Origin of the sequence: Shinella sp. WSJ-2, from assembly GCF_003432075.1 — a bacterium.
GTDB lineage: Bacteria > Pseudomonadota > Alphaproteobacteria > Rhizobiales > Rhizobiaceae > Shinella.
Window position 1 is genome coordinate 785,649 of sequence record NZ_QWBU01000001.1, and the last position, 16,584, is coordinate 802,232.

Consider the following 16,584-nt stretch of genomic DNA (forward strand, 5'->3'; position numbering starts at 1 on the left):
ACCCAAGTTCAGGCCGCGACCGGCCACAAAGGAGATCATCATGGGCATGCTCGTTGACGGCGTCTGGCATGACGTCTGGTACGATACCAAGGCGACGAAGGGTCATTTCAAGCGTTCCGTCTCGCAGTTCCGCAACTGGATCACGCCGGATGGCGCGCCTGGCCCGACTGGCGAAGGCGGTTTTGCAGCCGAGGCCGGCCGCTACCACCTCTATGTGTCGCTCGCTTGTCCCTGGGCACACCGCACGCTGATCTTTCGCAAATTGAAGAAGCTGGAAGACCTGATCACCGTCTCGGTGGTCGATCCCCTGATGCTGTCCAAGGGCTGGGAATTCAAGGGCGAGAACGGCGGCACGCTCGATCCGCTGTTCAACGCCTCGGCGCTCTATGAGGTCTATCTCAAGGCTGACCCGCACTATTCCGGCCGCGTGACCGTGCCGGTCCTGTGGGACAAGAAACTGAACCGCATGGTCTCCAACGAATCTGCCGAGATCATCCGCATGTTCAACTCGGCCTTCGACGGCCTCACCGGCTCGCGCGACGACTATTACCCGGACATCCTGCGCGCCGAGATCGATGCGCTGAACGACAGGATCTACGACACCGTCAACAACGGCGTCTACAAGGCCGGCTTTGCGACGACGCAGGAGGCCTATGAAGGCAGCGTCACCAAACTCTTCGAGATGCTGGACAGCCTCGAAGACCGGCTTTCGACGAAGCGCTACCTCACCGGCGACCGCATCACCGAAGCCGACTGGCGGCTCTTCACCACGCTGGTGCGCTTCGATCCCGTCTATGTCGGCCACTTCAAGTGCAACATCCGCCGGATCGCCGACTATCCGAACCTCTATGGCTATCTGCGCGAGCTCTATCAGGTGGAGGGCATCGCCGAGACGGTGAACATGCGCCACATCAAGGAGCACTATTACCGCAGCCACACGATGATCAATCCGACCGGGATCGTTCCCGTCGGCCCGGATATCCATCTCACAACGCCGCATGGCCGCGATACGCTGAAGGCGGCCTAAGTCCTACCAGAAATCCGCGAAGACGGCCCGCCCGGCGATTTCCTCCAGCCGCCGGCGGGTCGCTGCCGTGGTTGCCGCCGGCAGCGCGTCGAGCGCGAAGAAGCCGGCCTCGACGATTTCGCGATCCTTAAGGCGCGGCGCAGTCTGCGTGACGCTATCGCAGCGATAGAGCAGGACGTGATCGCGCTTGCTCGTCTGCCTGTTGAAATAAACATGTAAAAGCTGCGGCGGCGCTTGCAGCACGAGATTGCCTTCCTCGCGGATTTCCTTGGCGACAGCCTCGAGCGCCGTCTCACCCCGCTCGATGCCACCGCCCGGCAGATGCCAGCCGGGTACATAGCTGTGGCGCACGAGGAAGACCCGGCCCGCCTCATCGAAACAGGCCGCGCGCACCCCCATCGTCATGCCGCGGGTCAGCGAAAAATAAAGATGCGCCAGGCGCGTCACGGCGCGCACCGCAAGGCTGCGGGTCGGCGGTGAAGCGGGTTCTGGCCTGTCCTGTTCCATTCCGGCACTTCGCCGGAACCTTTCGGGCAAATCAAGCCTTGCTGGCCGAAGCTTCGGGAATATCCACGCGCTTCGCGTTTCCCTGGGCGAACTTATGCTCTAAGGAGGGGGGTATGTTTAGACTTGCCCACATATCGGACGTTCATCTCGGTCCGCTGCCCGCCCTCACCTTTCTCGAGCTTTTCTCCAAGCGGATCACCGGTTTCGTCAACTGGCACCGCAATCGCCGACGGCATCTCTTTACCAACACACTGGACATCGTGCTCGATGATATCGAGCGGCGCGATCCGGACCATCTGGCCATCACCGGCGATCTGGTGAACCTCGCCACATCGCTTGAAATCTCTGCGGTCAAGAAATGGCTACCGGAAGCCGGGACGCCGGAACATGTCTCGGTCGTGCCGGGCAATCACGACGCCTATGTTCGCGGCGCCTACGAGAAGACGACGCGGGCCTGGTATCCTTATATGCGCGGCGATGCGGCGCCGGCCGAATGGGAAGAGGACAGGCATGTCTTCCCCTATCTGCGCATTCGCGGACAAGTCGCCATCATCGGCTGCTCGACGGCCGTCGCCACCCCGCCCTTCTCGGCCTCCGGCTACTTCGGCAGCCGACAGGCGCGCGAGACGGTCAATCTTCTGCGGGCGGCCGGCGAGGCAGGGCTCTTCAGGGTCGTGATGATCCACCATCCGCCAATCCGGGGCGCCACCGCGTTCCACAAGCGCATGATCGGCATCCGCCGCTTCGCCGCGACGATTTCCACCGGCGGCGCGGAACTCGTGCTGCATGGCCATACCCACCTCAACACCGTGCACTGGCTACCCGGCCAGACGAAGCAGGTGCCGGTGGTTGGCATCGCCTCGGCCTCGCAGGGACCGGGCGGCCACAAGCCTCCGGCGGGCTACAATCTCTTCACGATCGCAGGCGCGCCCGGAAACTGGAACCTCATGCGCGAACGCTACGCGCTGACGGCGGATGGCCTTGCGTTGACGCTAGCGGAAACCACGCGTTTCTGACGCTTTCCCGCGAATAAATCCTCTCGCCCGTCCGTACCTCCTTCTCAGAGCGGTCTGCCGAACGCAGACCGTTCAAGACGGCCCGCGTCCGGCAGATTCCGATCGAGAGGGAACCCATGATCATGCTCCGCCACACCATGCTGCTTTCATTCTGCGCCGCCGTCTCGTTTACGGCGCTTTCGGCTGCACGTGCCGCCGATTCCGACACCACCACGCCGCCGGTCGCCACGGAAACGACGACGACCTGCACCGACGGCAAGATCTGGAACGAGGAAAAGAAGGAATGCGTCGCGCCCGAGGACATGAAACCGGCCGAGACCAAGCCGGCCGAAGGCACGACGCCGGCAGACGACAAGGCCAAGACCGAAGAGCAGAAGAAGACCGAGCGCGAGATCGACGACAAGCTCTATGCCGCCGCCCGCGAGTTCGCCTATGCTGGCCAGCATGAGAACGCGCTGCGGGCGCTGCGCGCCGCCTATGACCAGGACGACCCGCGCATCCTCAACTATATGGGCTACAACACCCGCAAGCTCGGCAACATCGAGCTCGGCATGACCTACTACAAACGTGCACTGCAGAAGGACGAGAACTACATCCTCGCCCGCTCTTATATGGGCCAGGCACTGATTGAACAGGGCGACATCGAGGGGGCCCGCGTCCAGCTCGCCGAAATTCGCGACCGTGGCGGCGAAAATACCTGGGCCTACCGCGCCCTCCTCCAATCGCTCGGCGGCGAGCGGATCACTTACTGACCTGCCGTCAGGCGCCGTCCGAAAACGGGACGGCGCCCATCACATCCAGATCAATCGTTGAGGAACGCGGGAAACTGCGCTCCGGAACGCCGTTCATGCTTGCAGACCCTAGGAAGAATGTTTCATATCAGGCGGTCGCTTCAGCTTATGGAGCGAATAGAGTTTTGATCCCGAACGTTTCCTTGGAAAAGCAATGCGTCCGACGGCAGAATCGAATGAGTTCCGGCGAGAATTGGTCAATCTGCTGCCGAAGTTGCGTCGTTTTGCCATGACGCTGACGCGCAACAGCAGCGATGCGGACGATCTCGTGCAGGAGGCTTGCGAAAGAGCCATCACGCGGGCTCATCTCTGGAACGGGGAAGGCCGGCTGGAAAGCTGGGTTTATGCCATGACACGCAATCTGTGGGTGGACGAGATCCGCAAGCGAAAGGTCCGCACAGGGTCAGGCACGGTAGATGTAGCCGAGCAGGATACTCTTCACATCGAGGCGTCGGCCGACAAAGCGGTCTATGCCAAACAGTTGCACAAGTTGATCATGACCATGCCCGAAGGCCTTTCCAGCGTCTTTCTCCTGGTGAATGTGGAAGGCCATAGCTATCGCGACGCCGCCGACATTCTCGGCATTCCGATAGGCACAGTGATGAGCCGGCTTTCGGCAGCCCGTATCCGACTGGCGGCCATGATCTCCGAGCAGACTGAAAGGAGGGCCTGAGCGTGGAAAGCACACAGGGTCTTCCGATCGAAGTGCGGCTATCGGCCTATCTCGATGGGCAACTGCCAAAAGCGGAAATGAGCGAAATCGACGAAATCCTCGCTCAGGACGACGATGCGCGCGCGGTTTTCGAAAAGCTGAAGCTCGGCAGCGAATTCGGCGCGCGCGCCTTCGAGCGCATGTTGCAGGAGCCGATCCCGCTTGATCTCGTACGCAACATCAAGGAAGCCCGCAGCAGCGACGACGACGCGCCGAAGCTCGGCATTGCCGCTATTCCGGTCGCCGCCACGCCTGCCCCGCGCCGCAGCGCGTTCTGGCCGCAGGCGCTTGCCGCGTCGCTTGCGATTTTCATGGCGGGCGGCGTTGCCGGCTATCTGATCTCCGAGCAGCAAGACACCGACGCACCGCTACAGATTGCCGCCGCGCCCCGTACCTGGCTGGACGATATCGCGGATTACCACCGCATTTATGCGCGCCAGACACGCCATCTCGTTGAAGTGCCCGCAAGCGACCAAGACCACATCGTGGAATGGCTTTCGGCCAGCACCGGCGTGCCGTTTAAGCTGCCTGACCTTTCCGGCCAGAACCTGAAGTTCGAAGGCGCGCGGTTGCTCGTCGCCGGCGGCAAGCCGACCGCCCAGCTGCTCTACCGCGATGCCGAAAACGAGATCTTCGCCATCTGTTTCCTGCAAAGCGACCCGGTTGAAGGCAAGACGACGCTGGCTGAAAGCATGCGCAACGATATCGGTCTCGTCTCCTGGCAGCAGGGCAAGGCTTCCTACGTCGTGGTCGGCCCGTCGGCGGATCCCAATCTCGAGCGTATCGCCGAAGCGGTTTCCACAAACATCTGACCAACCGACGCACCCCAAGTCGTTAGCGTTACGCCTCCGCCGCGCCTATGCGCCTTCAGCGTTTTCGGTCGGCGCCGCGATCTTCCCTGCGATTACACCCCAACTTTGGCCAAGTCGTGCGCCGCATCCGTACACGGCGGCCACTTGTGGGCGCCGCAGTGATCGTCCATGAGGGTTTGATATTGGGGAGAATGGAATGAGCGAAGCCTTCGGTTTCATGTTCGCCTTTTACGGCCTGCTGCTGGGCCTTGCCGTCGTCGAGGTCGCCTCCGGCTTCTCGCGCGCCTATGACGAGCGTCGGCAACGCAAGATTGGCATTGTCGCGCCGCTCTTCGGCCTGCTGCTTCTGGTCGATCTCATCACCTTCTGGATGAATGCCTGGGCCTATCGCGACATGGCCGAAGTTAATTACATGATCGCCTATGCGGTCGCGGTGGTCGCCCTGCTCTACTATTTCGCCGCCACCCAGGTTTTCCCGAAGGCGACCGAAAAGGACACGCTCGACAACCACATCATGGAGCATCGCCGCATCGTCGTGTTCTGCGTGCTCGGCAGCAATCTGATGACCCAGATACCGCCGGCGATCTCTGCCGTAACGACACCATGGCCACTCCCGACCTTCGCGCTATGGACCACGCTCAATGCGATCTACTACGCACTCCTTCTTACGGCCGCCTTCGCAAAGAGCAAGCGTGTGGTGACGATCGTCGTGGGTGTGGCAGTGCTTTATGTGCTCACCGCGACGGCATTGTTTGCCGGATAGGGCTTCCGCAAGCCCAAAAGAACAGCCCGGAAGCAAACGCTGCCGGGCTTTTGTTTTGAAAGGCCAAACAATCAGCCGCGCGTTGCGAGCACGCGGTTGGCGGCCGAGACGATGGCTTCGAGCGAGGCCGTCACGATGTTGGTGTTGATGCCGACACCGAACAGCTTGCCGCCGGGATGCACCACCTCGACATAGGCGATGGCCGCCGCATTCGAGCCCTGCTGGAGCGAATGCTCGGAATAGTCGGCGACGGACATCGGAATGCCGAGATAGATCGACAGCGCATTGATGAAACCGTCGATAGGCCCGGTGCCCTTGCCCTCGATGCGCTTCGTCTCGCCCCCGTCGGTCACCTCTGCGGCGACGATGCGCGAGCCCTTCTGGCCGCTTTCATCCGGATAGGTGTGGTGGTCGACGAAGCGCAGGCGCGTGCCCGGCTGCTTGACGTAACGCTCCATGAAGCTCTCATGGATGCGCTTGGCCGGCAGCTCGACGCCCTCTTCGTCCGTGATGCGCTGGATCTCGTCGCGGAACTCGACCTGCAGGTTGCGCGGCAGGTTGATGCCGTAGTCTTCCTGCAGGATATAGGCGATGCCGCCCTTGCCGGACTGCGAATTGATGCGGATGATCGCCTCGTAGGAGCGGCCGACATCCTGCGGGTCGATCGGCAGATAGGGCACTTCCCACAAGGGCTTGTTGGCCTTCTTGATGGCCTTCATGCCCTTGTTGATGGCGTCCTGGTGCGAGCCCGAGAAGGCGGTATAGACCAGCTCGCCGACATAGGGGTGGCGCTCGGGAATGGCCATCTCGTTGGAATATTCATAGACCGACTTGATGCGCTCGATATCCGAGCAATCCAGCTTGGGATCGACGCCCTGCGTGTACATGTTCAGGGCCAGCGTAACGACGTCGACATTGCCGGTGCGCTCGCCATTGCCGAACAGCGTACCTTCGACACGGTCCGCACCGGCCATCAGCCCCAGTTCGGTGGCGGCGATACCGGTGCCGCGGTCGTTGTGCGGGTGCAGCGAGATGATGACGTTCTCGCGGTTGTCGATGTTGCGGCACATCCATTCGATCTGGTCGGCATAAATGTTGGGCGTCGCCATCTCGACGGTCGAGGGTAGGTTCAGGATCAGCTTGTTGTCCGCCGTCGGCTTCACGATCTCGACGACCGCGTTGCAGATTTCCAGCGCCACTTCCAACTCGGTACCGGTAAAGCTCTCCGGCGAATATTCGAAGCGATAGCCACCGCCGGCCTTGGCAGCCATGTCGGTGATCATCTTGGCGGCGTCGGTGGCGATCTGCTTGATGCCATGGACATCCTTGCCGAAGACCACGCGGCGCTGCAATTCGCTTGTCGAATTGTAGAAGTGGATGATCGGGTTATGCGCGCCTTCCAGCGCCTCGAAGGTGCGGGTGATCAGCTCCGGGCGGCACTGAACCAGGACTTGCAAGGACACGTCCTCGGGCACATTGCCCTGCTCGACGCACCAGCGGGCGAAATCGAAATCGGTCTGCGAGGCAGAGGGGAAACCGATCTCGATTTCCTTGAAACCCATGTCCAGCAACAGCTGGAACATACGGGCCTTGCGGTCGTGGCCCATCGGGTTGATCAGCGACTGATTGCCGTCGCGCAGGTCGACCGAACACCAGATCGGCGCCTTGTCGATCACCTTGCCCGGCCAGGTGCGGTCGGGAATGTTGATCGTGGGATAGGGCTGATACTTGCTTGCGGCTTCAGGCATGCCCTGCTTGGGAGAATGGGTCTTCAAAATCATTGCTTCGTCTCTTCGTCATCCCGGCATTCGCGAAAGCGTCATAGCGCCTAAAGAGCGCGAATGCACCGGAATTCATACACTGGGGGTGAAACGAGGAGCTATTGCCGGGCGGGCTTTGTCGGCCGCCGGGCGCTCCTCAACGAACCCGGCAACCGCGCGTAAGGCCGAGAAGAAGAAGCGAGGAGAAGCCGCGCGAACGCTCACGAACAGCAGTGCTGCCGCGGGAAACACGTTCGATGATCTGTGCGCTGGTCTTCAACATAGGCCGTCTATACCGGCGGGATAATGAAAGCGCAAGCGCCCGCCGCCTGAAACTTTGATACCTGCCGCGCCGTTCATTAAAAGACACAATTGACGCGAACAATCGAAGCACGCAGCTTAGGCGGACAATGATGAAGTATCTTTCCCTTATCCCCCTCGCATTCCTTGCCGGATGCATGACGCCGCCCTCGCCCCAGACGATCGAGGACAATGCCTACTGCACCCGCCTCTACGGCGCCGTCAGCGACTACAAGACCCAGTGCCTTTACGAGCGCTCGATCGGCAACAACGATCCACGCGATCCGTTCTCGCGCCGCAAGCAATAAAAAACCCTCCGCCCTGAGGCGGAGGGTTCTCAATTCAGCGAAAGCGCGGTCGCTCAGATATCGGCCTGCGAGGTCACGATGCGCGAAACGAGGCCGTAGCCCTTGGCTTCCTCGGCCGAGAGCCAGTAGTCGCGGTCCGTATCCTTGGCGATCTTTTCGATCGGCTGGCCGGTGGCGTCGGCGAATATCTTGTTCAGGCGCTCGTTCATCTTGATGATTTCACGGGCCTGGATCTCGATATCCGATGCCATGCCGCGGGTGCCGCCCGACGGTTGATGCAGCAGGAAGCGGGTGTTGGGCAGGCAAAGGCGCTGTTCCTTCGGTGCGGCGACATAGATCAGCGCGCCGGCGGAGGCGACCCAGCCCGTACCGATCATCCAGACCTTCGGCTTGATGAACTTGATCATGTCATGGATCGAATCGCCCGATTCGACATGACCGCCCGGCGAATTGACGTAGATGCGGATGTCTTCGTCGCTGGCGGCGGCAAGCGCCACGAGCTGCGAGCAGACCTTCTGCGCCAGTTCCTGGTTGATCGGCCCATAGATGAAGATCGAACGCGACTTGAAAAGGTTCGCCTCCGTTTCCTTGCCCAGGGGCAGTTCCGTCTTCTTGTCGTCCTCGTCGCTCATCCAAAGTCTCCGGATTTGTCGTCAGAATAGTCTTGGTCGCTGTGTCAGATAATGCGACTCACTGGCCAAGACAATGCAACAAAACCGATAGAGGGCGATAGAGCCTGCCGGCACGACCGGAAAACACAGTAAATGGCACCGGTCAGCCGCGGCCGCGATAGGGCTGCACGCCCTGTTCGGGGATCCACGCGCCTTCGGGTGCCGCTCCCGTCTGCCAGAACACATCGATCGGGATACCGCCGCGCGGATACCAGTAGGCGCCGATGCGCAGCCATTTCGGCTCCAGGAGGTCGACGAGCCGCTTGGCGATATCGATGGTGCAATCCTCGTGGAAGGCGCCGTGGTTGCGGAACGAGTGCAGATAGAGCTTCAGCGATTTCGATTCGACCAGCCAGCCGTTCGGAATGTAATCGATGACGATATGCGCGAAATCCGGCTGGCCGGTCATCGGGCAAAGCGAGGTGAATTCGGGTGCGGTGAAGCGCACGACGAAATCCGTGCCCGCGTGGCTGCTCGGCACCCGCTCCAGCACCGCCGTATCGGGGTTTGCGGGAAGATCGACCTTCTGCCCGAGCTGGGAAAGGCCTGAAACGTCCGTCTTGCTCATCGTGGGATCCTTTCGATCTTGACCTTGATGCCATGCGCCTTTTCGGTTTCCGGCTCGACATGGATGGCGATCTGCGCACCGGGCTGCACCGCGACGATCGCCGCCTCGAGGCGGTCGCAGATCTCGTGGGCCTGCCCGACTGGCATCGCCGCCGGCACCACGAGGTGGAAATCGACGAAGGTGGCCGATCCCGCCCGCCGGGTCTTCAGGTCATGCACGCCAAGCGAGCCCGCGCCATGGGTGGCGATAGCAGCCTTGATGGCCTCCGCCTCGCCCGACTCCACCGCGTGATCCATCAAACCATCGACCGAATGGGTAATGACCTTCCAGCCCTGATAGAGAATGTTGAGCGCAACGAGCACGGCCAGCAAGGGGTCGAGCACCGCATAGCCCGTCAGGATGGCCAGCACGAGGCCGACGAGCACGCCCGCCGAGGTCACGACGTCGGAGAGGATGTGCTGCCCGTCCGCTGATAGCGCCGGTGAGCGATAGCGGCGACCGGCGCGGATCAGCACATAGGCCCAGAGCGCATTAATGGCGGCTGCCAGGAAGTTGATTGCAAGGCCTAGCACCGGCGCTTCCATGGTCGTCGGCGCGAAGACGGCCGGCAGGGCCTCCTTCACGATGAGCAGCGCCGCCACGGCGATCAGCACGCCCTCCAAAACCGCCGAAAGATATTCCGCCTTGTGGTGGCCGAAGGGATGGGTCGTGTCGGCGGGCTTGGCCGCATAGCTGATCGCGGCGAAGGCGACGATGGCCGCGACTACATTGACGGTCGATTCCAGGCCGTCCGACAGAAGCGCCACCGAGCCCGTCACCCACCAGGCGACGAGCTTCAGCCCCATCACGCCCAGGGACAGGGGAATGCCCCAAAGCGCCAGCCGCTTGACCGTGCTGCTATCCGTCTTTTCCATAAAGCTCTCCATGCGCATGCAAACGAGTTGCAAAAAGCCTGGCCCATCAACGCAAAACCGCGCGCACGGGGACGTGCACGCGGTTTTCTCTTGAACTCCCTATCGGCCAGTTTGGCCGCTTTGTCAAAGCCTCAGGCGGCTTTTACCTTGGCTTTTTTGGAGAGGTGCGCCACCACGTTCTCGATCATGCGCATGCCGGCATCCTGGCCGAGCGTCATGATGGATTCGGGATGGAACTGCACCGCGGCCACCGGCTCGCTGGCATGTTCGATGCCCATGATCGTGCCGTCCTCGCTCTCCGCCGTGATGATGAAATCACGCGGCAGGGTCGAGGGATCGGCGAAAATCGAGTGGTAGCGGCCGACCGTCACTTCCTTGCCGAGGCCGGAGAAGACGATGCCCGGCTCCAACACGCGGATGCGCGAAGGCTTGCCATGCATGGGGATTGCGAGCTGGCGCAGATCGCCGCCATAGGCCTCCGCCAGCGCCTGCAGACCGAGGCAGACGCCGAAGATCGGCAGGCTGCGGGCGCGCGCCTTCTTGATCGTCGCCTTGCAGTCGAAATCCTTCGGGCTGCCGGGGCCGGGCGAGAGAACGACGAGGTCGGGCTTGATCCGGTCGAAGATTTCTTCCGGCACGGGCGTGCGCACCGTCGTCACGTCGGCACCGGTCTGGCGGAAGTAATTGGCGAGCGTGTGGACAAAACTGTCCTCGTGATCGACGAGCAGGATCTTGACGCCGGCGCCGACCGACGCGACGTCGCGCTGGCTCTTTGCGGAATTGCCTGACTTGGCGTCGCGGATGGCTGCGATCATGGCGGAGGCCTTCAGTTCGGTTTCGGCTTCTTCTTCGTCAGGATTGGAATCGTAAAGCAGGGTCGCGCCGGCGCGCACCTCGGCAATGCCGTCCTTGATGCGGATGGTGCGCAGCGTCAGGCCGGTGTTCATGTCGCCATTGAACCCGACCATGCCGATCGCACCACCATACCATGCGCGCGGGCTTTTCTCATGCGCCTCGATGAAGCGCATCGCCCAGAGCTTCGGCGCGCCGGTGACGGTGACGGCCCAGGCATGCGACAGGAAGCCGTCGAAGGCATCCATATCGTCGCGAAGACGGCCTTCGATATGGTCGACCGTGTGGATGAGGCGCGAATACATCTCGATCTGCCGACGACCGATAACCTTGACCGAACCGGGCTCGCAGACGCGGCTCTTGTCGTTGCGGTCGACGTCCGAGCACATGGTGAGCTCGGATTCGTCCTTCTTCGAATTCAGGAGCTTGAGGATCTGCTCCGAGTCGGCGATCGGGTCGTCGCCGCGCTTGATCGTGCCCGAGATCGGGCAGGTCTCGATGCGGCGGCCCGACACGCGCACGAACATTTCCGGCGAGGCGCCGACGAGATATTCCTGGTTGCCGAGATTGATGAAGAACGAATAGGGCGACGGGTTGATCGCCTTGAGGCGGCGCGAGATTTCCGACGGCTTGCTTTCGCAGCGCTCGAAGAACTTCTGACCCGGCACCACCTCGAAGAGATCGCCGCGCCGGAAACTTTCCTTCGCCTTGACGACCAACTCGGCATATTCGCCGGGACGATGATCGCCATGCGGCGGGATGACATCAACGGTCTTGAACGGCTCGGAGGCGATCGTTTCACCCCTGCCTTCGGTCGAAAGACCGTCCTTGGCGAAGTCGTAGCGGTCGATCCAGGCCTTTGCGGCATAGTGGTCGACGACGAGGATTTCATCCGGCAGGAAGAGCACCATGTCGCGCTGGTCATCCGGCCGCTTCAGCTTCAGGTCGATGGCGTCGAACTGGAAGGCGAGGTCGTATCCGAAGGCGCCGTAGAGGCCGAGGCTGGCATCCTGATCGGAATGAAAGAGATCCGTCACGGCGCGCAGCACAGTGAAGACGGTCGGCATCTTGGAGCGCTCTTCTTCGGTGAAGACCCGGTCGGGCAGCTTCACGTCGAGATCGAGGCGGGTGGAGGTGCGCGCGCCGAGCTTCAGCTCCGGCACATTGGCCAAGCGCTCGGCGATGAAGGCCAGCAGCACCTCGCCGCGACCATTGTAGGCCTCGATCCAGACGGCGCGGCCGAAGGAGGAGATGGCGAGCGGCGGATCGACGACGGCGGTGTCCCAGCGCGTGTAGCGGCCTGGATATTCGTAGTTCGAGGAGAAGACGGCACCGCGCCGTTCGTCGAGCTTGTCGACATAGGTGGAGATTGCATTTGCGTAATCCGCCGCGCGACGGCGGCGGGTGACGGTCACGCCGCCCTTGGTTTCATAGGCTTCGCCGCCGTCTTCCAGAATTCTCGTCGCCATTCCCCAACTCCGTTTCAGGCCCGGTTTCAAGGCGGCTGAAAACAAAAAAGCCGCCTCGAAACTTCCGGGCGGCTTGTCGTCTCAATCACGCATGACTGGTCAAGGCCGCCTCAGCGAGCCCACCACCAACCAGCGATGTTGATCATCTTTTCCATGGGCCGAAGTGTTAGCGTGAAGTGCGACGCCGTGCAAGAGCCATTACAGGAATGGGCTGCCTTGCTGGAAATTGCGGCCAAAGCGCTTCCATCTTTATCAATCCTGCTCCCCGCGAGATCAACACGCAACAAATTGTCAAGCTCGCGAAATTCGCCATGTCAGGAGATTTGCTCATTGCGTGAGCATGTGCTAATGCCCGCGGCCTGGAACATTAGAATCAAGGCAAATACCCTATGGTCGATGTTATGGTCGAAGCGTTCCGCGAGATGCAGCGCCGGCTCGCGGGCACATTGGAAGACTACGAAACTCCCGAGTTCAAGGAGCTCGACGGTCAGATCGCGCATGTCTTCGACGCCATCTACCAGCACGAACCGCAAACCGTAGAGGAGGCGCGCACCATGGCTGGCTTCTTCCTCGATCTCATCGGCGACAACGATGCGGGGGACAATATCCACCTGATCGAGAAAGTTCGCACAATCGTCGATGACTGTGCTTCGCGCTGCGATCTAGCGATGGAAATCGCGCACGGCGCCGGCATCTAGCACGCCGGCGGCAACCAATTTCGTCGAACGGCGTTTCCCCGCTGACCTTGTCAGCCGGGAGATCGACCCATCGCACATCGCCGCGCCCTCCTCCTCATCCTCGCCATTCCGCTTCTCGCCGGTGCCGCCAACCTGCCGAAGGACGGTCCCCTGCCCGTATCAAGACCCGAGCAGAAAACCGAGGACAAGACCAGCAAGAAAGCCGAAACAGTGCCGGATACCTCGGTGAAAGGGGATGCTGAGCGCAAGGCAAAGGACGACGCCAAGGCGGAAACGGAAGAGAAGGCCAGTGCAGAGGCGGAGAAGGCAGCGCAGCGCCCGCATGAGGACGCGAAGGCGCAAGCGGCATGCAGGGCGGAACTCAAAGCCCTCGGCGTGACCTTCGAGGAGGCGCCGGCTGTCAACGATGGCGCGGCCTGCGGTATCGACAAACCGGTTCTGCTCAAGGGGCTTCCGGGCGACGTGAAGGTCGTACCGGAGGCGACGGTGCGCTGCGAGACAGCGTTGCAGGTCGCCCGCTGGCTGGATGGATCGGTCAAGCCCTCGCTGGAAGCGGCCATGCCCGGCGAAACGATCACGGTGCTTTCGCAGGCCTCCGCCTATGTCTGTAAGAACCGCAACGGCGCCGAGGAGGGCAAGATTTCCGAACACGCCTTCGGCAATGCACTCGATATTGCCGGCTTTACCCTGAAAAGCGGCAAGACGATCACCATCCGCCCGGCCGACAAAGAGCCGACGCTGGAGGGCGCCTTTCAGCGCGCCATCACGGAGGCCGCCTGCCTTTACTTCACGACGGTGCTCGATCCCGGCAGCGACGCCGCCCATCAGAACCATTTGCATCTCGACGTGAAGGAACGGCGCGGCGGCTATCGCTACTGCTGGTAAGCCGGCACACCGCTTCCTATCTGTAGCGCGGCATCCGCCGCGTCATCCTCTAAGGGACCCCTTCATGTCGATTTCCGCCTATGAACTCACCATTCCCGCCCTGCAGCGCGGTTTTGCCGTGCTCACCAAACTGCTCGACAAGGCCGAGGCCTTTGCCGAGGAAAAGAAAATCAAGCCGGAAATCCTCGTCAATGCGCGTCTTGCGCCAGACATGCTCTCGCTTGCCGGTCAAATCCAGCGCCTCAGCGATACCGCAAAGGCCGCCGCAGGCCGCCTCACCGGCACGGACGCGCCAAGCTTTTCTGACGACGAGGTGACGCTGGCCGACCTGCGCGCCCGCCTCCAGAAAACGACGGACTATCTCGCCACCGTGCAGGAATCCGCCTTCGAGGGCGCGGCCGAACGCATCGTGACGGTCAAGACGCGCGGCGGCGAGCTCAGCTCCTCCGGAAAGGAGTACATCTTCACCTTCGTCCTGCCGAATTTCTATTTCCACCTGAGCATGGCCTACGCCATCCTGCGCCACAACGGCGTCGCTGTCGGCAAGCTGGACTTCTTGGGACGCGCGTAAGCACGGCTGGTGGCCAACCTTTTAGGTTGGCTAAGAGCCCTCCTCCCCACCGACATCATCCTCGGGCTTGACCCGAGGATCCAACGCCGCACCCAGAGCGTGGGTGAGCGGGTCAAGCCCGACCATGGCGGTCGACAGGACATAGCCTAGGGCAGCAACCTTCGAGCAGCTCAAAACAGCCCCTCGATATAGCCCTGCTCGTTTAGAAAAATCTTCTCCGACGACGGCACCTTAGGCAGGCCGGGCATGGTCATGATTTCCCCGGTGATGACGACGACGAAGCCGGCGCCAGCCGATAGCCGAACTTCGCGCACCGGCACCGTATGGCCCGACGGCGCGCCGCGCAGGTTCGGGTCGGTCGAGAAGGAATATTGCGTCTTGGCCATGCAGACCGGCAGGTTGCCGTAACCCTGCTCCTCCCAGACGCGCAGCTGGTCGCGCACCGCCTTGTCGGCGATGACCTCGCCGGCATGGTAGATGTCCTTGGCGATCGTCTCGATCTTCTGGAACAGCGGCATGGCATCCGGATAGAGCGGCGAGAACTGCGACAGGCCGGATTCGGCAAGCTCGACGATCTTGCGGGCCAACGGTTCGATACCGGCGGAGCCCTCGGCCCAGTGCTTGCACAGGATCGCCTCGGCGCCGAGAGTCGCGACGAAATCCTTCACCGCCTGTATTTCAAGCTCCGTGTCGGACGTGAAATGGTTGATGGCGACAACGACGGGCACGCCGAACTTTTTGACGTTCTGCACATGGCGGCCGAGATTGGCGCAGCCCTTCTTCACGGCCTCGACATTCTCCTTGCCGAGGTCGTCCTTCTTGACGCCGCCGTTCATCTTCATGGCGCGCACCGTGGCGACGATAACGGCCGCATCCGGCTTCAGCCCGGCCTTGCGGCACTTGATGTCGAAGAACTTTTCCGCGCCGAGATCGGCACCAAAGCCGGCCTCCGTCACCACGTAATCGGCAAGCTTGAGCGCCGTCGTGGTGGCGATGACGGAGTTGCAGCCATGGGCGATATTGGCGAAAGGGCCACCGTGCACGAAAGCAGGATTGTTTTCCAGCGTCTGCACGAGGTTCGGCTGCATGGCGTCCTTCAGCAGAACCGTCATCGCGCCATCCGCCTTGATATCGCGGGCAAAGACCGGCGACTTGTCGCGGCGATAGCCGATGATGATGTTGCCGAGGCGCTTTTCGAGATCCTTGAGGTCGGTCGACAGACACAGGATCGCCATCACCTCCGACGCGACCGTGATATCGAAACCCGTCTCGCGCGGATAGCCGTTGGCGACGCCCCCCAGCGAGGCGACGATGTGACGAAGCGCCCGGTCGTTCATGTCCATGACGCGCCGCCAAGCAATGCGCCTGATGTCGATATTCTGTTCGTTGCCCCAATAGATATGATTGTCTATCAGCGCCGACAGAAGATTGTGCGCCGAGGTGATGGCGTGGAAATCGCCGGTGAAATGAAGGTTCATGTCCTCCATCGGCACGACCTGCGCATAGCCGCCACCAGCCGCTCCCCCCTTCACGCCGAAGCAGGGACCAAGCGACGCCTCGCGAATGCAGGTGATCGCCTTCTTGCCGATGCGGTTGAGGCCGTCGCCGAGACCGACCGTCGTGGTCGTCTTGCCCTCGCCGGCCGGCGTCGGGTTGATCGCGGTGACGAGGATCAGCTTGCCGTTCTTCTTGCCCTTCTGTTCGGCGATGAATTCAGCGCTGATCTTCGCCTTGTCATGGCCGTAGGGCAGCAGGTGTTCGGCGGGAATGCCAAGTTTGGCGCCGATCTCCAGGATCGGTTTCTTCGTGGCGGCGCGGGCGATTTCGATATCGGACTTCACATCGGCCATACGGTGTCGCTCCCTCTTCAGCGCTTTGCTACCGCAGTCGGGCTCCTCTCCCGAAGGCGGCGCTTTCTTGTCTTGCAACGCCATTTCAGCGTGAAGCGGTCCGCAACGCC

The 16,584-nt window shown here is 61.7% G+C and carries 17 protein-coding genes; 10 read left to right on the plus strand and 7 right to left on the minus strand.

Annotated elements, in window-relative coordinates; translation table 11 throughout:
- The first annotated feature begins 40 nt into the window (after positions 1 to 40).
- Positions 41 to 1,027 (plus strand): glutathione S-transferase family protein, encoded by a 987-nt coding sequence (locus tag D0Y60_RS03720; RefSeq protein WP_117366825.1) that lies wholly within the window; start codon positions 41 to 43, stop codon positions 1,025 to 1,027.
- A 3-nt stretch (positions 1,028 to 1,030) separates the two neighbouring features.
- On the opposite strand, the gene D0Y60_RS03725 is transcribed toward D0Y60_RS03720, so the two are convergent.
- Positions 1,031 to 1,432 (minus strand): NUDIX domain-containing protein, encoded by a 402-nt coding sequence (locus D0Y60_RS03725; RefSeq protein ID WP_245409087.1) that lies wholly within the window; start codon positions 1,430 to 1,432, stop codon positions 1,031 to 1,033.
- 215 nt (positions 1,433 to 1,647) lie between these two features.
- Between D0Y60_RS03725 and D0Y60_RS03730 the strand changes: the two genes are divergently transcribed.
- The 5 genes from D0Y60_RS03730 (at position 1,648) to D0Y60_RS03750 (ending at position 5,628) form a co-directional block, all read left to right on the plus strand.
- Positions 1,648 to 2,550, plus strand: a complete 903-nt coding sequence (locus D0Y60_RS03730) for a metallophosphoesterase (protein ID WP_117366829.1) — start codon at positions 1,648 to 1,650, stop codon at positions 2,548 to 2,550.
- A gap of 122 nt (positions 2,551 to 2,672) precedes the next feature.
- Positions 2,673 to 3,302, plus strand: a complete 630-nt coding sequence (locus tag D0Y60_RS03735; protein WP_117367090.1) for a tetratricopeptide repeat protein — start codon at positions 2,673 to 2,675, stop codon at positions 3,300 to 3,302.
- Between the two features lie 193 nt (positions 3,303 to 3,495).
- Positions 3,496 to 4,014, plus strand: coding sequence for an RNA polymerase sigma factor (locus D0Y60_RS03740; protein ID WP_117366831.1), 519 nt, complete (start codon positions 3,496 to 3,498; stop codon positions 4,012 to 4,014).
- Between the two features lie 2 nt (positions 4,015 to 4,016).
- Positions 4,017 to 4,865 carry an anti-sigma factor gene (locus D0Y60_RS03745; RefSeq protein WP_117366833.1) on the plus strand — a complete coding sequence of 283 codons (849 nt, stop codon included), beginning with the start codon at positions 4,017 to 4,019 and terminating at the stop codon, positions 4,863 to 4,865.
- Positions 4,866 to 5,061: 196 nt separating this feature from the next.
- Complete coding sequence (locus D0Y60_RS03750; protein ID WP_117366835.1) at positions 5,062 to 5,628, plus strand: hypothetical protein; 567 nt, start codon at positions 5,062 to 5,064, stop codon at positions 5,626 to 5,628.
- Between the two features lie 71 nt (positions 5,629 to 5,699).
- Here D0Y60_RS03750 and leuA read toward each other — a convergent pair whose 3' ends face one another.
- Entirely contained in the window at positions 5,700 to 7,409 is a 1,710-nt protein-coding gene (gene leuA, locus D0Y60_RS03755) for a 2-isopropylmalate synthase (RefSeq protein ID WP_117366837.1), read from the minus strand.
- 392 nt (positions 7,410 to 7,801) lie between these two features.
- Here leuA and D0Y60_RS03760 point away from each other — a divergent pair, with 392 nt between their 5' ends.
- Positions 7,802 to 7,996, plus strand: a complete 195-nt coding sequence (locus tag D0Y60_RS03760; protein ID WP_117366839.1) for a hypothetical protein — start codon at positions 7,802 to 7,804, stop codon at positions 7,994 to 7,996.
- Between the two features lie 53 nt (positions 7,997 to 8,049).
- On the opposite strand, the gene D0Y60_RS03765 is transcribed toward D0Y60_RS03760, so the two are convergent.
- The 4 genes from D0Y60_RS03765 to D0Y60_RS03780 form a co-directional block, all read right to left on the minus strand.
- Complete coding sequence (locus tag D0Y60_RS03765) at positions 8,050 to 8,628, minus strand: ATP-dependent Clp protease proteolytic subunit (protein ID WP_117366840.1); 579 nt, start codon at positions 8,626 to 8,628, stop codon at positions 8,050 to 8,052.
- A gap of 142 nt (positions 8,629 to 8,770) precedes the next feature.
- Complete coding sequence (gene queF / locus D0Y60_RS03770) at positions 8,771 to 9,235, minus strand: preQ(1) synthase (RefSeq protein ID WP_117366842.1); 465 nt, start codon at positions 9,233 to 9,235, stop codon at positions 8,771 to 8,773.
- Complete coding sequence (locus D0Y60_RS03775) at positions 9,232 to 10,149, minus strand: cation diffusion facilitator family transporter (protein ID WP_117366844.1); 918 nt, start codon at positions 10,147 to 10,149, stop codon at positions 9,232 to 9,234. Before D0Y60_RS03775 ends, queF begins: the two co-directional genes overlap by 4 nt.
- 131 nt (positions 10,150 to 10,280) lie before the next feature.
- Entirely contained in the window at positions 10,281 to 12,470 is a 2,190-nt protein-coding gene (locus D0Y60_RS03780) for an anthranilate synthase (RefSeq protein WP_117366846.1), read from the minus strand.
- 389 nt (positions 12,471 to 12,859) lie between these two features.
- Between D0Y60_RS03780 and D0Y60_RS03785 the strand changes: the two genes are divergently transcribed.
- The 3 genes from D0Y60_RS03785 (at position 12,860) to D0Y60_RS03795 (ending at position 14,624) form a co-directional block, all read left to right on the plus strand.
- Complete coding sequence (locus D0Y60_RS03785) at positions 12,860 to 13,168, plus strand: hypothetical protein (protein WP_117366848.1); 309 nt, start codon at positions 12,860 to 12,862, stop codon at positions 13,166 to 13,168.
- Positions 13,169 to 13,393: 225 nt separating this feature from the next.
- On the plus strand, positions 13,394 to 14,053 hold the full coding sequence (locus D0Y60_RS03790; RefSeq protein ID WP_245409076.1) for an extensin family protein: 660 nt from the start codon (positions 13,394 to 13,396) through the stop codon (positions 14,051 to 14,053).
- A 64-nt stretch (positions 14,054 to 14,117) separates the two neighbouring features.
- On the plus strand, positions 14,118 to 14,624 hold the full coding sequence (locus tag D0Y60_RS03795; RefSeq protein WP_117366852.1) for a DUF1993 domain-containing protein: 507 nt from the start codon (positions 14,118 to 14,120) through the stop codon (positions 14,622 to 14,624).
- 170 nt (positions 14,625 to 14,794) lie between these two features.
- Here D0Y60_RS03795 and D0Y60_RS03800 read toward each other — a convergent pair whose 3' ends face one another.
- Complete coding sequence (locus D0Y60_RS03800) at positions 14,795 to 16,474, minus strand: formate--tetrahydrofolate ligase (protein WP_117366854.1); 1,680 nt, start codon at positions 16,472 to 16,474, stop codon at positions 14,795 to 14,797.
- Positions 16,475 to 16,584 lie beyond the last annotated feature (110 nt).

What these genes read in the sequence shown, in the direction of transcription:
- D0Y60_RS03720 (WP_117366825.1), top strand. Translation starts at nt 41, where the DNA reads ATGGGCATGCTCGTTGACGGCGTCTGGCATGACGTCTGGTACGATACC.
- D0Y60_RS03725 (WP_245409087.1), bottom strand. Translation starts at nt 1,432, where the DNA reads ATGACGATGGGGGTGCGCGCGGCCTGTTTCGATGAGGCGGGCCGGGTC.
- D0Y60_RS03730 (WP_117366829.1), top strand. Translation starts at nt 1,648, where the DNA reads ATGTTTAGACTTGCCCACATATCGGACGTTCATCTCGGTCCGCTGCCC.
- D0Y60_RS03735 (WP_117367090.1), top strand. Translation starts at nt 2,673, where the DNA reads ATGCTCCGCCACACCATGCTGCTTTCATTCTGCGCCGCCGTCTCGTTT.
- D0Y60_RS03740 (WP_117366831.1), top strand. Translation starts at nt 3,496, where the DNA reads ATGCGTCCGACGGCAGAATCGAATGAGTTCCGGCGAGAATTGGTCAAT.
- D0Y60_RS03750 (WP_117366835.1), top strand. Translation starts at nt 5,062, where the DNA reads ATGAGCGAAGCCTTCGGTTTCATGTTCGCCTTTTACGGCCTGCTGCTG.
- leuA (WP_117366837.1), bottom strand. Translation starts at nt 7,409, where the DNA reads ATGATTTTGAAGACCCATTCTCCCAAGCAGGGCATGCCTGAAGCCGCA.
- D0Y60_RS03760 (WP_117366839.1), top strand. Translation starts at nt 7,802, where the DNA reads ATGAAGTATCTTTCCCTTATCCCCCTCGCATTCCTTGCCGGATGCATG.
- D0Y60_RS03765 (WP_117366840.1), bottom strand. Translation starts at nt 8,628, where the DNA reads ATGAGCGACGAGGACGACAAGAAGACGGAACTGCCCCTGGGCAAGGAA.
- queF (WP_117366842.1), bottom strand. Translation starts at nt 9,235, where the DNA reads ATGAGCAAGACGGACGTTTCAGGCCTTTCCCAGCTCGGGCAGAAGGTC.
- D0Y60_RS03775 (WP_117366844.1), bottom strand. Translation starts at nt 10,149, where the DNA reads ATGGAAAAGACGGATAGCAGCACGGTCAAGCGGCTGGCGCTTTGGGGC.
- D0Y60_RS03780 (WP_117366846.1), bottom strand. Translation starts at nt 12,470, where the DNA reads ATGGCGACGAGAATTCTGGAAGACGGCGGCGAAGCCTATGAAACCAAG.
- D0Y60_RS03785 (WP_117366848.1), top strand. Translation starts at nt 12,860, where the DNA reads ATGGTCGATGTTATGGTCGAAGCGTTCCGCGAGATGCAGCGCCGGCTC.
- D0Y60_RS03795 (WP_117366852.1), top strand. Translation starts at nt 14,118, where the DNA reads ATGTCGATTTCCGCCTATGAACTCACCATTCCCGCCCTGCAGCGCGGT.
- D0Y60_RS03800 (WP_117366854.1), bottom strand. Translation starts at nt 16,474, where the DNA reads ATGGCCGATGTGAAGTCCGATATCGAAATCGCCCGCGCCGCCACGAAG.